This is a genomic window from Nocardioides sp. LML1-1-1.1 (assembly GCF_040676175.1).
In the GTDB taxonomy this organism is placed as follows: Bacteria; Actinomycetota; Actinomycetes; order Propionibacteriales; family Nocardioidaceae; genus Nocardioides.
Map to the genome: position 1 here is coordinate 45288 of NZ_JBEGHK010000001.1, position 14654 is coordinate 59941.

Sequence of the window (14654 nt, forward strand, 5' to 3'; positions counted from 1 at the left end):
GGGCGCATCGTATCGAGGGCGATCGGGCGGGCCGAACCGGCGGCTCGTCCGGGATCCGGCTGTTTCAGGTGAGCCCTCACCAATTTGTCGGTAGCGTGCTCGCCCGTGACGTGCCTTCCCGGGACCGGCGGTCCCGATCTCGGTCTGCTCCTGCTCGGTCTCGGCCTGCTCCTGCTCGGCGTCCTCCTGGTCGTGCGGTCGCGGATGGCGCGCGCGGCCGGGGCGGGCCTGCTCGTGCTGAGCCTGCTGACCGCGAGCGCGCTGAGCCCGACCGACGCTCAGGCCGCCGAGCCCTGCCCGCCCGGCCACTCGGGGAGCACCGGGCCCGGCACCGGCGGCGGCTCGACCGACCCCGGCGACGGCACGGGCAACGGCGAGCCCGCCACGACCCGGTACGACGTCACCTACTCCGCCGCGCTCGGCGGGACCCTGGACGGCCCCACCAGCCAGCGCGTGCGGCGTGGCGGGGACGCGGAGCCGGTGACCGCCGTGCCGGACGCGACGCACCGGTTCGCCGGCTGGAGCGACGGCGTCACCACCGCGCGCCGCCACGACACCGACGTCCGCTCCGACATCACCGCGCGGGCGACGTTCGCGCTGCGCACCTACACGCTGACCTACGCCGCCGGCCCCGGCGGCACCGTCGGCGGGACCTCGCCGCAGACCGTCGAGCACGGCACCGACGGCACCGCGGTGACCGCGATCCCCGCCGCGGGCTTCCACTTCGTGCGCTGGAGCGACGGCAGCACCGCCAACCCCCGCACCGACACCGACGTGACCGCCGACCTGAGCGTGAGCGCCCAGTTCACCGCCGTGACCTACGCCGTGACCTACGCCGCCGGGCCGGGCGGCTCGGTCACCGGCGACCTCACCCAGACCGTGGCCCACGGCGCGGACGCGACACCGGTGACCGCCGTACCGGACGCGGGGCGGCACTTCGTGCAGTGGAGCGACGGCAGCACCGCCAACCCGCGCACCGATGGCGCGGTCGTCGCGGACATCTCGGTGACCGCGCAGTTCGCCATCACCACCCATCGCCTCCAGTACGCCGCCGGGACCGGCGGCTCGCTCACCGGCGACGACGACCAGACCGTCGACCACGGCACCGACGGGACGCCCGTCACCGCCGTGCCCGACACCGGCTACGACTTCCTGCGCTGGAGCGACGGCAGCACCACCAACCCCCGCACCGACACGAACGTCACCGCCGACCTCTCGATCGCCGCGGTCTTCGCGCTCCACGAGTACGCCGTGACCTACGCCGCGGGACCGGGCGGCTCGGTCAGCGGGCCGGTCGCGCAGACCGTCGAGCACGGCACCGACGCGGACACCGTGACGGCGGTCCCGGACACCGGCTACCGCTTCGTGCGCTGGAGCGACGGCAGCACCACCAACCCCCGCACCGACACGAACGTCACCGCCGACCTCGCCGTCACCGCCGAGTTCGCGGTCCTCGAGCACACCCTGACCTACGCCGCCGGCGCGCACGGCAGCCTCGGTGGCACCACGCCGCAGACCGTGCAGCACGGCAGCGACGGCACCGCGGTCACCGCCATCCCCGCCACCGGCTACCACTTCGTGCAGTGGAGCGACGGCAGCACCACCAACCCCCGCACCGACACGAACGTCACCGCCGACATCTCGGTGACCGCGCAGTTCGCGATCACCACCTACCGTCTCCGGTACGTCGCCGGAGCCCACGGGAGCATCGCGGGCGACGACGACCAGACCGTCGACCACGGCACCGACGGCACCGCGGTGACCGCGGTGCCGGACACGGGCTACTTCTTCGTGCGCTGGAGCGACGGCAGCACGGCCAACCCGCGCACCGACACCAGCGTCGTCGCCGACCTCAGCGTCACCGCGGTGTTCGACGACGCGGTGGCACTGCCCCTGCACGACAGCCTGCGTGGCGAGCTGACCGGCAGCGCACCGGGCACCCTCGCGCTGCGCAACCCGGACACCACCGAGGCGGAGTACCTCCTCGTCCCCACCAACGACGGCGCCCAGCAGACCAAGGTCCAGGTGGCGATCAGCGGCAACGCTCCGCTCACCGGTGCCGACCCGGCCGGCGCGGTCAGCGCCCCCGACCCCCACGCCAGCGACCGGCGGGCCGCGGTCGCGCTCGCCCAGGGCCTGCGCGGCGGCGTGGGTGCCGGGACGCCGATCAGCCCAGCCGCGCAGCTGCCGGCGGGCGTCGTACCGGCGGTCGGGGACGCGCTGCGCCTGAACGGCAGCCTGGCGAACACCTGCGCCACCGGTGTCGGCGTGGACGCGACCGTGCGCCGCGTCGGGCCGCACGTCGTGATCGCAAGCGACGACCTCAACCCGATCGGCGGCTTCGACGCCGTGCAGTACGACGACCTGCTCGACGCCCTCGAGACCGTGGTCACCGCGATCACCGGGTCGCTGGGCGCCACCTCCGACATCGACGGCAACGGCCGCGTCGTGGTGCTGCTGACCCGCCAGGTCAACGAGCTCAGCCCGCCGGCGAGCGCCGCGGCCGACTTCGCGCTCTCCCGGCCGCGGGACCTGCTCAGCCAGGTCGAGTGCCCGACGAGCAACGTCGGGGAGGTCTTCTACGCGATGGCGCCGGACCCGACCGGCGTCGTCAACAGCAACGTCCGGACCCAGTCGGTGGTGCTCGGCACCGTCCCGCGCGAGGTCGGCCACGAGCTCGGCCACCAGATCACCGACGCCGCGCGGCTGGCCGCCGGAAGCCCGCTCGACGGCACCTGGCTGGGCGAGGCGATCGCCGACATCGCGACCGACGCGGTCTACTACGCCACGTCGTTCGGGCTCACGCCGCTGCAGAACATCGTCGTCGGCAACATCACCACCGGCCCGAACGCCTCGCGCCGGGTCGCGGCGTTCAACACCTACATCAACCAGAACTTCGGCCGGTACCGCCCGTGGCTGCAGGAGTCGACCCGCAACCCGGTCTTCGCCGCCACCCCGTCGACGGCCAGCCGGGGCGCTGCCTGGGCGTTCCTGAACTACGCCGCCGACCGCACCTCCGGTGGCTCGCTGACCGCGCGAGAGGCCTTCCTGCGCTCGCTCGTCACCGGCACCCAGACGGGGACTCCCGCCCTCGCTGCCGCCCTGGGCACGGACCCGGACAGCTGGCTGGAGGCATGGGCGGTTGCGGCGTACACCGACGACCAGGCGGACGCGGGCGCCCTGGGCACGAGCGGCCCGTTCGCGGCGCTCTCGTGGAGCTTCCGCTCGCTCTTCACCGCGCTCAACGGGTCGTACCAGCTCAGCGTCGCAGCCCTCGACACCGGCGGCACGATGACCAGCGACTACGCCGCGCGCGGCGGGTCGCGGCACATCCGCTTCCTGGTCGCGGCCGGCCAGACGGCGACGCTGAGCCTCACCTCGCTCGACGTGGCGAGTCCGAGCGTGGCCTATCGGGTGGTGCGGCTGCGCTGACCTGGCGCCGCACCCACCAGGACTCGACGGCGACGTAGCCGGCGCCCCCGAGGAGGAGCAGGCCCAACGAGCCGACCAACCAGGCGGTGCTCGCCGTGACCTCCAGGTACGCCGGCCGGACCTGCACCCACGCCACGAGCACCCCGAACATCGGCACCCAGTACCACAGCCCCAGCACCGTCACCAGCAGCGCGGCGACACCGACGAAGCCGAGCACGACGGTCGCCGCGCGCACCGTCCACCCGGCCGCGACCAGGGCGATCGGCACCGGCAGGGTCACCAGCACCACGGCCAGCAGGCGCAGGGTGAACAGCCGCGCCGGCGACCAGGCCACCACCCTGCTCAGCTCCGGCCAGCGGTCGACCATCGGGTAGCCCAGTGCCGTCGCGGTGAGCACCGGCAGGGCGTTGAGCACGGTGGTCCGGTTCTCGATGATCGGCAGCTCGACGGAGACGTCACCGGCGATCGTCGCGACCGCGGCCAGGGCCAGGGCGACGGCCAGGCCGCCACCGAGGCCCCAGGCGCGGGCCACCGCGAGCGCTCGGCTAGCCGACACCGTCGGGCATCCGGATCGCGGCGTAGTCGCAGGCCGAGAGCCGGGCGTAGGTCTGACGCACCCAGTCCGCCTGGACGGCCGGGTCGCCGGCCAGCCACCGGGCGTCGCTGTCGTCGGGGTCCGGGGCCACCTCGCCGAGCCGGACCTGGATCCAGCGGGCGATCAGGTGACGCTCCTCGAAGGGCAACGGCTCCGGGCTGTCGGCGAAGTCCGCCGCGCAGACCGCGGGGCTGAGCAGGCTCTGCAACGCCGAGCGGTCGCTGACGCGGGTGCGGGACTCCTCCTCGGCCCACAAGAACACCGACCCGTCGCCCGAGCCGACCTCCGCCGCCTGGGAGAACCGGTGCGGGAGCCGCACCCCGATGTCGAGCAGGGGCCGCGCCAGCCGCTCGGTCCGGGCCCGGAGGTCGGCGAGCGGGCGCGGGATCTCCCGGTAGACGCAGACCTCGGGAGCGTCCCCGGCACAGGTCACCGCGGGCGTGGCCACCCGGCCGTAGTGGCCGTCGCTGTGGTCGGGTGTCTCGGCCCAGCCCACCCCGAGCAGCACCACGGCCACGGCGCCGACCGCCACCCGGCTCGGGCTCGCGAACGCCTGCCGCCGCTGCGCCAGGGCGAGCACGCACCAGGCCAGGCCGACGGCGAGCAGACCCCGCCCGAAGGCCGGCACCGGCCGGAAGACCGCGCCCGCCAGCGAGCCGGCACCCCCGGTGGTGAAGAGCGCCGGCAGCGGCCCCACCACGGTCCACAGGAAGAGCAGGAACACCAGCACGGCGGCCGCGGGCGCCGCCCACGGCCGACCGCTCGTCCAGCCGATGGCCGCACCGATCGCGGTCTGGCAGCCGAGGACCAGCCAGGCCGGCACCACGATCCACACGTACTGCGGGTAGGCCGGCACGCCGGCCAGGCTCGCCAGCGTCGTGGTCGTCAGGGTCAGCGCCAGGACCGCCGCGCAGCCGAGCGCCCACACGGCGGCGAACGGCTGCAGCCAGCGCAGGGCGTCGTGGCGGCTCTGCAGCAGCACCTCGTGCATCGCCGAGGAGCGCAGCCGGGCGTAGGCCAGGCAGGCGCAGCCCGCCGCCACCGGCCCCACCAGCGCCGTGCTGCCCGCGCCCCAGTCGAGGGCCTGCTTCCACGAGCCGATCCACTCGGTGCGCCCGAGCGCGTAGGCCGCGGCCGCACCGAGCAGCGCCACGACCTGCAGGCCGAGGACCCGGTCGCCGCCCAGCCAGGTGCGCCAGCGGCTCATGCCCGGGCCCGCGCGATCGTCGTCAAGAAGGCCTGCTCGGCGGAGTGCTGGGGACCACCGCGCTCGTCGACGAAGGCCGCCGTGGCGCCGACGTGCAGCAGGCGCCCCTGCTCCAGCACCGCGACCTTGTCCGACATCAGCACGACGTCCTCCATCACGTGGCTGCTCAGCAGGGTGACCGCCCGCGTGCCGAGGTCCGCGAGGATCGCCCGCAGTCCGGCCCGCTGCTCCGGGTCCAGGCCCGTGGTCGGCTCGTCCAGCAGCAGCACCTCGGGCTCGGTCACCAGGGCGACGGCGAGGGCGAGCCGCCGCTGCATCCCGCCGGACAGCTCGCGCACCCGGTGCCGCGCCCGACCGGCCAGGCCGACCCGCTCGAGGATCGCCGGGTTCCGCGCCCGCGCCACCCGAGCGGGTACGTCGCGCACCCAGCTCGCGTAGCCGAGCGCGTCGGCCACCCTCAGCTCGCCGGGCAGGTCCAGCTGCTGGGGCATGTAGCCGATCCGGCCCACCACCGCGCGACGGCGCCGACCATAGAGGTCGACGCCGTCGACGATGACCCGACCCCCGGCGGGTCGACGGCACCCGGCCAGGGTGCGGAGCAGGGTGGACTTCCCTGCCCCGTTGACCCCGACCAGGCCACACACCCCGTCCTCGACGCCGAAGGAGTCGATGTCCACGACGGGGCTCGCGCCGCGCCCGTAGGCGCAGCGCAAGTCACTGACCGCGATGCTCACCTCAGATGACGAAGGTGAAGTACGGCTTGCGGCTGCACGGGTCGGGGCTGAGGTACTGGTCCTCGCACGTCTTCACGTGCACCCGGCCCTGACTGGCCTTGCGGGAGGAGTAGTCGTTGGCGTCGTACTGGTCGACCCAGGAGTTGGTCGTGTTGCGCGAGCTCTGGTCCTTGCCGAGCTCGATGCCCCACTGCTCGCCGTTGGGCGTGGCCTCCTTGTAGGAGTAGGTGGTCTCGGTGTAGGCGCCGCGGTTGTAGCCGTGCGGGTCGCGGTAGAAGGTGTGGTTCTTCAGCATCCCGTCCTTGTTGTAGGCGGTGCCGTAGGCCTTGGCCCGGATGGTGCCGTCCTCGCTCGCCGTGAGCGGCGAGGAGGCGGAGTACCAGTTCGTGGCGTAGGCGGCGGGCGCCGCGGCCAGGAACAGGAGCGCGACCAGCGCCGAGACGAGCGCGGTCGCGACCGAACGAGTCGATGCAAGCATTGAGGAATCCCCCCGAGAAGAAGCCGGCGGATCTCACCGGCGGCCCCATACTCGTGTGGCAATCTTCGTATGTCAAGGCCTGTCGGGCGACCGGGGGAAAACGCACCAGGACCCGGCCGGGGAGGGAGGGTGGCCGGGTCCTGATTGTCCACGCAGCTGATGGACAGTGCCTGGACCGAGCCCGGGCTTCGGGAGGGAGCGTGATTCCCGGGCTCGTGAGTTCAACGAGGCCGCCAACAGCGGGTTACGCCGCGGCGGAACAACTTCTGCGCAAAAAGCTCCGCGCTCAGCTGACGCCGACGATGGGCAGCCGCAGCGCCGCCGGGGCGTCCGCGGGGACCACCGGCGCCTTGGGCGCGACCGGCTCGATCCGGGCGTAGGCCTGGCCCAGGCGCGGGCGCGCGTCCTCCTCGCCCTTGTTCGGCCAGTAGGCCATCGCCCGCTCCGCCTGCGCGGTGATCGTCAGCGACGGGTTCACACCCAGGTTGGCCGAGATCGCCGAGCCGTCGACGATGTGCAGCCCGGGGTGGCCGTACATCCGCTGGTAGCCGTCGACCACGCCGGTCTGCGGGCTGTCACCGATCGTGCAGCCGCCGATGAAGTGCGCCGTCAGCGGCCGGTTGAACGGCTCGCCGATGGTGCCTCCGGCGGTGCCACCGCCCATCGCGGCCGCCATCCGTCGTACGGCGTCGTTGGCGGCGGGGATCCAGGTCGGGTTCGGCTCGCCGTGGCCCTGCTTCGACGACAGGGTCCACTTCCCGGCGACCTTCTTCGGGAAGGTGGTGATCGAGTTGTCCACCGACTGCATGACCAGGGCGATGACCACGCGCTCGGACCAGTGCTTGACGTCGTAGAGGTCGCGGACGCGCCGGCGCTCCTTCCACAGCTCCTTGAGCCACACCTTCCAGCGTGGCTCGTCGCCGTCGCCGTCGGTGAGCACGGTCTGCATGAGCGACATCGCGTTGCTGCCCTTGCCGTAGCGCACCGGCTCGATGTGGGTGTGCTCGTCGGGATGCCACGAGGAGGTGATCGCCACGCCGTCGGTGTAGTCGACGTCCGCGCCCTGCGGGGCGATCGCGCCCAGGATCGACTCGGAGTTGGTGCGGGTCAGGTGGCCCAGCCGGTCGGAGACGTGGGGCAGGTCGCCCTCCGCCTTGAGCCGGTGCAGCAGCTTCTGCGTGCCCAGCGCGGCGGCGGAGAAGACCACCTGCTCGGCGGTGAACGTCTTGGTGGCGCTGCGCCGCGAGAGCTTCGCCTTCGTCCACCGGGTGTCGACGCGGTAGCCCCCGCCGGCCAGCGGCCGGACCCGGGTCACCGTGGTGAGCGGGTGCACCTCGGCGCCGTTCTGCTCGGCGAGGTAGAGGTAGTTCTTGACCAGGGTGTTCTTGGCGTTGTGCCGGCATCCGGTCATGCACTCGCCGCAGTCACGACAGGTGTTGCGGGTCGGGCCGGCGCCACCGAAGTAGGGGTCCTCCACGGACGTGCCGGCCTCCTGGCCGGGGCCGCCGTAGAAGACGCCGACCGGCGTGGCGTGGAAGCTGTCGCCGACACCCATCTCGTCGGCGACCTTCTTCATCACCTCGTCGGACGGCGTCATCCGGGGGTACTCGATCACACCGAGCATCCGCTTGGCCTGGTCGTAGTAGGGCGCCAGCTCCGCCTTCCAGTCGGTGATGTGCGCCCACGACGGGTCCTTGTAGAACGGCTCGAGCGGCTCGTAGAGCGTGTTCGCGTAGACCAGCGAGCCGCCGCCCACGCCGGCGCCGGCGAGGATCAGGCAGTCCTTGACCATGTCGATGCGCTGGATGCCGTAGCACCCGGCGGCCGGGGCGTAGAGGTACTTCTTCAGGTCCCAGGAGTTGTCGGCGAAGTCGCTGTCCTCGAAGCGCGCACCTGCCTCCAGGACGCCGACCTTGTAGCCCTTCTCGGTCAGGCGCAGCGCGGTGACGGAGCCGCCGAAGCCGGAGCCGACGACCAGGACGTCGTAGTCGAAGTCGCTCATTGCCTCACGCCCGTCCCAGCTTGTCCATGATCCGCACGGAGGCGGTCATCACCTTCGCGTAGGTCTCGTCGGACATCCCCAGCATCGGCCCGAAGCGGAGCAGCCGTTGGGTCGCGACGGACTGCGTCTCGGTGTAGCGGTGGATGCCCTCGGAGCCCTGGCGCCGGCCCATGCCGGACTCCCGCATGCCGCCCATCGGGGCGTCGATGCTGGCGAAGGTCGCACCGAAGGCCTCGTTGACGTTGACCGTGCCGCACTTGACCTGGCGCGCGATGGCCCGGCCGCGTGCGGTGTCGCGGGTGTAGACCGAGCCGTTGAGGCCGTACTCGCCGTCGTTGGCGCGGGCGATCGCGTCGGCCTCGTCGTGGAAGCGGTAGATCGAGATGACCGGGCCGAAGGTCTCGTTGCCGAAGCAGGTCATCTCCGGGGTGACGCCCTCGAGGATGGTCGGCTCGTAGTAGTAGGGCGCGAGGTCGGGCCGCGCCCGGCCGCCGGCGAGCACCCGGGCGCCCTTGGCGACCGCGTCGTCGACGTGGGCGGAGACGGTCTCGAGCTGGTCGGCGGAGATGAGCGTGCCCATGTCGGCGTCCCAGTCCATGGTCGCGCCGAGGCTCATCGCCTTGGTGCGGGCCACGAAGCGCTCCACGAAGCGGTCGTAGACCGCGTCGGCGACGAACATCCGCTCGGTCGAGACGCACAGCTGGCCGGCGTTGGAGAAGCACGCCCGGACCGCGCCCTCGGCGGCGCGCTCGATGTCGGCGTCGCGCAGCACCAGGATCGGGTTCTTGCCGCCGAGCTCCAGCGAGCAGCCGATCAGCCGCTCGGCCGCCTGCTTCGCGATGATCTTGCCGGTGGCGGTGGAGCCGGTGAAGCAGATGTAGTCGGCGCGCTGGATGATCGGCGTGCCGAGCACGCGGCCGGGGCCGGCGACGACCTGCCACAGATCACGCGGGAAGCCGGCCTCCTCGAGCAGCTGGGCGCCGAGCAGGGCCGACAGCATGGTCTGCGCGTCGGGCTTGGTCACCACGGCGTTGCCGGCGAGCAGGGCCGGGAGGCCGTCGCACAGCGCCATCGTGAACGGGTAGTTCCACGGCGAGATGATGCCGACGACGCCCTTGGGCACGCGGTTGACCTCGACCCGGGTCAGACCCGGCACGACGCCCGGGCGGCGCTCGGTGTCGAGGTGCTGGTGCGCCGTACGGGCGTAGTAGCGCGCGGTGAGGGCGATGTGCAGCGGCTCGTCGAAGGCGTGCTTGCGGGCCTTGCCGGACTCGAGCTGGATCAGGTCCATGATCTCGGCCTGGCGGTCGAGCACGATGTCGTGCAGGCGGTGGAGGATCCGCGCCCGCTCGTCGATCGAGACCCGCGCCCACGCGGCCTGGGCGACCCGCGCGCGGCGGAACGCCTCGGCGACGTCCTCCTCGCTCGACTGCGGGATGTTGGCGACCGGCGCGCCGTTGACCGGCGAGAACACCTGGGTGCTCTGCCCAGTCGTGGCCAGGATCCGCTCGGTCAGCCGGGCGACGTGCTCCGGCTCGAGGGCGTACGACGCCCGGGGGTCGTGCTCGGGGTCGTGCGGGCCCTCCACCACGGGTCCCTCGGAGGCGCCGGAACCGGAGATCGCTTCGCTCATGACACTGAGCGTAGGTGACCGCCGTCACCGAATCTACCGATCGGTAGCAGATGTGCTGCTTTACACATGCCTTTCTCGTGTCAAGGGCCCGTCCGCGGAGTGACCCGCGGGTCACTTCGGCCCTCAGGCTGGCGGCGCGGACAGGTAGACGGACTTCAGCTCGGTGTACTGCGCCAGCCCCTCCGGGCCGAACTCCCGCCCGGTCCCGGACGCCTTGAAGCCGCCGAACGGCGCGGCGAAGTCCATCGTGTAGGTGTTGATCCCGTAGGTCCCGGTGCGCACGCCCCGCGCGACCTCCAGGCCGGCCTCGGGGTCGGCGGTCCACACGGTGCCGGCGAGGCCGTACTCGGAGTCGTTCGCGATCCGCACGGCGTCGGCCACGTCGTCGTACGGGATCACGGAGAGGACGGGCCCGAAGATCTCCTCCTGGGCGATCCGCATCCGGTTGTCGACGCCGGCGAAGACGGTCGGCCGCACGTACCAGCCGGTCTCCAGGCCCTCCGGGCGGCCGTCGCCGCCGGTGAGCAGGCGGGCGCCCTCGTCCTGCCCGACCCGGATGTACGACGCCACCCGCTCCTGCTGCCGGCGCGCCACCATCGGGCCGATCTCCGTGGCCGGGTCGAGCGGGTCGCCGACCTTCATCGCGCCGATCGCGGCGGCCAGCGCGTCCGCGAAGGCGTCGTGCCGCTCCCGGGAGACCAGCACCCGGGTCTGCGCGACGCAGGCCTGGCCGGAGTTCATCACGCCGAGGAACTTCAGGCCCTCGATCGCGGTCGCCTCGTCAGCGTCGTCGAGGATGATCGCGGCGGACTTGCCGCCGAGCTCCAGCGAGACCCGTTTGAGCTGCTCCCCGCAGATCGCGCCGATCGTGCGGCCCGCGGCGGTGGAGCCGGTGAAGGCGACCTTGTCGACGCCGGGGTGGCGGACCAGGTGCTCGCCGGTCTCCCGCCCGCCGGCGACGATCGACACGACGCCCTCCGGGACGCCGGCCTCGACCAGCAGCTCGGCGAGCAGGTAGCAGTCGAGCGGGCTCTCCGGAGCCGGCTTCACCACGACCGTGCAGCCGGTCAGCAGCGCCGGCACCAGCTTGGACAGGACGGTGAACTGCGGGACGTTCCACGGCGGGATCGCGGCGACGACCCCCACCGGCTCGTGCCGTACGACGACGTCCGCCCCGAGCGCGCCCGGCCGGGTGGACTCCCAGGGGAACTCCCGGGCGATGGCCAGGAAGGCCTCGATCTGCATCCACGGCGCGGGCGCCTGGGCGAGGTTGCTGAACGAGATGGGCGAGCCCATCTCGGTGGAGATGATCGTCGCCATCTCCTCCAGCCGCGCGGCGTAGAGGCCGGAGAGGTTCTGCACCACCTCGATCCGCTCGGCGGGGCTCATCCGCGGCCACGGGCCCTCGTCGAAGGCCTTCCGCGCCGCCGCGACGGCGGCGTCGATGTCGGCGGGCGTGCCCTCGGGGACCCGCGCGACCACCTCCTCGGAGTGCGGCGAGACCACCTCCAGCACGGCGTCGGTGGCGGGCCTCGCCCAGGTGCCGCCGATGAAGAGGGCGTCGCGGTCGAGGGTCATGAGTTCTCCTTCGCAAGGTCGAACCAGTCGGCGAAGCCGCTGGGGTCGTGGCGGCCGAGGGCGCCGTGCTCGAACAGGCCCCACCCCTCCGCACCGTCCGGTACGCCGGCGCCGGGCCCGTGCACGGTCGCGCGGCCGACGTGGTCGATCACGCCGAACATCACCCGTCCGGCGACGGCCGGGTCGTCGAGGTCGTAGGTCAGCCGCTCGGTGAAGCCGGCGCCCTTCCACATCCCGTGGGTCCAGTCGGAGTCGCCGCCGTAGCCGCCGCCGACGTGAATCGGCACGGCCAGCCTGGACTCCACCTCCAGCACCAGCTCCTCGCCGGCGGGGGTGGTGCACACGATCGTGGCGCCGGTGGGCACGCGGGTGCCGGGTGTGTAGCGGATCGTGACCCGCGGCCAGCCGAGCTGCTCGACCCGGCCGTCGCGCCACACCCGCGTGCAGTCGTTGAGCGTGCGGAAGCCGTCCGGCGTCTCCTGGATGATCAGCACGACGCAGAACTCCTCGAAGCGCATCGGCACGTAGAGCCACCACATGCCCTCGAACGCCGGGTCGGCGGGCTTGCCCGCCGGCGCCGCCTCCCCGACCGGGCGGATGCCCCACGACCGGTCCCGCGACCCGACCCAGCGGTCCGGGGTGACCGCGAGGTCGGTGCCGTCGACGCTGATCGTGCCCTCCCAGGTGCCGACCTGGGCGAAGCGCTGCGCGTCGAGCGTCGTCCCGCTGCCCTGGCGCATCACGTGCGGCAGCTCCTGGACGACGTCGAAGGAGCCCTCCCAGGACAGGTCGAGCGCGATCCCCTCGGTCTCCTCCAGCACCACCCGCAGCCGGCGCAACGGCTCGGTCACCTCGATCCGGTAGGCCCCCACCTGCTGCGCCATCCGGTCCGCCCCACGCGGGTCGGCGGCGTCGCCCAGGTGCACGGCCGTCTGCTCGTCGCCGCGGCGGAGCAGGACGAAGGCGTCCTTGGTGCCGAGGTTCGAGTAGAAGCCGAGCCCGGTGATCAGGAAGAGGTCACCGGTGCGGTCGTGGGCGTTGAGGTAGCACCGGTCGTAGAAGTTGCGGTCGCTGCTGCCGGCCCAGGCGACGGGGCGCGGCAGCTGGTGGATCGGGAACTCGTCGAGGGGCCCCAGGCCGATGTACTCGTCGTGCAGGCTCATGCGCCCACCTCGTGGAGGAGACGCTCGAAGAGCGGGCGGTGGTGGAAGACCGAATCCGGGTCCTCGGGCACCTCGATCTCGCCGAAGTGGATCTGCCGGGCGCTGGTGCGCAGGAAGACGCACCCCCAGTTGACGGCGGCGTGCACGAGGTACCAGGTCAGGTCGCCCGGGGTGACCCCGCTGACCTCGGCGTACGTCGACACGACGTCCTCGGGCGTCAGGAAGTCCGGCATCCCCGGCAGCCCCAGCATGGTGGCGATCTCCTGGAAGACCTGGTGGGCGAACACCATCCAGGCGATGTCGAGCTCGCGCGGGCCGAGGGTCGCCATCTCCCAGTCCAGGACGGCGACCGGAGCGAAGTCGCGGTACATCATGTTGCCGATCCGGGCATCGCCCCAGACCAGCACCGGCTCGCCCTCGTCGGCGGGCAGGTTGGCCTCCAACCAGGCCAGTCCGCGCTCGACGAGCGGCGAGCGCGGGCTCGCCTGCGTGGTGGTGGTCGCGTAGTCGTACCAGTGGCGCGTCTTGGCGAGGTTGCGGGCGAGCGCCGTGTCCCCGAGGTGGCCGGTCACGCCCGGGTCGAGGAAGCCGAAGGTGCTCTCCGCGTCGGGGATCGCGTGCAGCTTCGCCAGCACCTCGACGCTGGTGCGCTGGAGCCGCGCCTGCTGCTCGGGCGAGGCGTCGAAGAGCCAGTTGTCGCCGAACGGGTAGGGCAGCACGTCCGGGGGCACCGCACCGTCGAGGCGCTCCATCAGGAAGAACGGCGTGCCGAGCACCTCCCCCGTCGGCTCGTTCAGACCGACCGGCGGCACCGGGACGCCGGCGAGCCGGCCGGCGAGGCGCATCGCGTCGTACTGGTCGGTGAGGCGGTACTCGGGGAAGACCGGCAGGTCGCTCGCCGCGGGGGCCACGCGGGCGACGTACTCCCGGGTGGTGCGGGCGCCGTCCTCGGTGCTGGTGACCGCGAGGAGCACGGTCTCGCTCGACATGCCGTTGGTCTGGATGCCCTCGTGCACGGCGACCACCGGTTGGGCGCCCTCGGGCAGCAGCCGGGTCAGCCAGCGGGTGAGCCGCGCACGCATGTCCTCGGCGTCGCGGCTGGACCGCTGCAGGGTCATGTCGGCGGGTGGGGGCTGCTGGGTCACGGCGTCCTCCTGGGGCTCCAGCCTGTTAGAACGTGTTCTAACTTGTCAACGGAGCGTTACGGTACCCTCGGTATCGAAAGAGGGGAAGAGGCATGGCGAACCCGCGCGGGACCGGCCGGCCGCGCGACCCGCGGATCGAGGCCGACGCGCACGCCGCGGTCCGCGCGCTGCTCGTCGAGGGCGGGTACGCCGCCGTGACCGGGGCCGCCGTCGCCGCCCGGGCCGGGACGACGAAGGCCGCCCTCTACCGCCGCTGGCCCGCGCTCCCCCACCTCGTCCACGAGGCCGTCTTCCCCGGCGAGCTCGCGCTCGACCTCAGCCTCGGCGCGGACCTGCCCACCGATCTCGCCGGTGTCGTGCGAGGCGCCCGCGACGCCCTCTGCACGCCGGTCGCCGCCGCCGCGCTGCCCGGCCTGCTCGCCGAGATCGGCACCTTCCCCGACCTGCACGCCGCGATGCTGCAACGCTTCGCCGGCGTCTTCACCGCCCTCGACGACCGGCTCCGGGTCGCCGTCGCGGCCGGCGAGGCGCACCCCGAGGCCCGCGCGGACGACCTGCTCCGGCTGGTCATCGGCGCCGTGATCGCGGGACTGCTGCTCACCCCGGGCGCGCTCGACGACGGCTGGGTGGACCGGCTCACCGGGACACTGGTGCGAAGCCTGCGGTCCTGATCTGTTCAGTTTTTGT

At 72.9% G+C, this 14654-nt stretch carries 11 protein-coding genes; 2 read left to right on the forward strand and 9 right to left on the reverse strand.

Annotated features, from left to right (window positions below):
• Positions 1-105: 105 nt before the first annotated feature.
• Positions 106-3432 carry an InlB B-repeat-containing protein gene (locus MRBLML1_RS00205; protein ID WP_364509786.1) on the forward strand — a complete coding sequence of 1109 codons (3327 nt, stop codon included), beginning with the start codon at positions 106-108 and terminating at the stop codon, positions 3430-3432.
• Here MRBLML1_RS00205 and MRBLML1_RS00210 read toward each other — a convergent pair.
• The 9 genes from MRBLML1_RS00210 to MRBLML1_RS00250 form a co-directional block, all read right to left on the reverse strand.
• Positions 3374-3988, reverse strand: a complete 615-nt coding sequence (locus MRBLML1_RS00210; RefSeq protein ID WP_364509788.1) for a hypothetical protein — start codon at positions 3986-3988, stop codon at positions 3374-3376. The genes MRBLML1_RS00205 and MRBLML1_RS00210 overlap by 59 nt on opposite strands.
• Positions 3978-5234 carry a DUF7224 domain-containing protein gene (locus MRBLML1_RS00215; RefSeq protein ID WP_364509790.1) on the reverse strand — a complete coding sequence of 419 codons (1257 nt, stop codon included), beginning with the start codon at positions 5232-5234 and terminating at the stop codon, positions 3978-3980. The genes MRBLML1_RS00210 and MRBLML1_RS00215 overlap by 11 nt, the downstream gene beginning before the upstream one ends.
• On the reverse strand, positions 5231-5968 hold the full coding sequence (locus MRBLML1_RS00220; protein ID WP_364509791.1) for an ABC transporter ATP-binding protein: 738 nt from the start codon (positions 5966-5968) through the stop codon (positions 5231-5233). Before MRBLML1_RS00220 ends, MRBLML1_RS00215 begins: the two co-directional genes overlap by 4 nt.
• Before the next feature lies 1 nt (position 5969).
• A complete protein-coding gene (locus tag MRBLML1_RS00225) occupies positions 5970-6446 on the reverse strand; it encodes a hypothetical protein (protein ID WP_364509792.1) in 477 nt (158 codons plus the stop codon).
• Positions 6447-6732: 286 nt separating this feature from the next.
• Positions 6733-8448: a GMC family oxidoreductase gene (locus MRBLML1_RS00230; protein ID WP_364509794.1), complete on the reverse strand. Its 1716-nt coding sequence runs from the start codon at positions 8446-8448 to the stop codon at positions 6733-6735.
• Between the two features lie 4 nt (positions 8449-8452).
• Complete coding sequence (locus MRBLML1_RS00235; RefSeq protein ID WP_364509795.1) at positions 8453-10081, reverse strand: succinic semialdehyde dehydrogenase; 1629 nt, start codon at positions 10079-10081, stop codon at positions 8453-8455.
• 123 nt (positions 10082-10204) lie between these two features.
• A complete protein-coding gene (locus tag MRBLML1_RS00240) occupies positions 10205-11659 on the reverse strand; it encodes an aldehyde dehydrogenase (protein ID WP_364509797.1) in 1455 nt (484 codons plus the stop codon).
• Positions 11656-12822, reverse strand: coding sequence for a hypothetical protein (locus tag MRBLML1_RS00245; protein ID WP_364509799.1), 1167 nt, complete (start codon positions 12820-12822; stop codon positions 11656-11658). Before MRBLML1_RS00245 ends, MRBLML1_RS00240 begins: the two co-directional genes overlap by 4 nt.
• Positions 12819-13967 carry a phosphotransferase family protein gene (locus tag MRBLML1_RS00250; RefSeq protein WP_364509801.1) on the reverse strand — a complete coding sequence of 383 codons (1149 nt, stop codon included), beginning with the start codon at positions 13965-13967 and terminating at the stop codon, positions 12819-12821. Before MRBLML1_RS00250 ends, MRBLML1_RS00245 begins: the two co-directional genes overlap by 4 nt.
• A 92-nt stretch (positions 13968-14059) precedes the next feature.
• On the opposite strand from MRBLML1_RS00250, the gene MRBLML1_RS00255 reads away from it, so the two are divergent.
• A complete protein-coding gene (locus MRBLML1_RS00255; protein ID WP_364509803.1) occupies positions 14060-14638 on the forward strand; it encodes a TetR-like C-terminal domain-containing protein in 579 nt (192 codons plus the stop codon).
• The last annotated feature ends 16 nt before the right edge of the window (positions 14639-14654 follow it).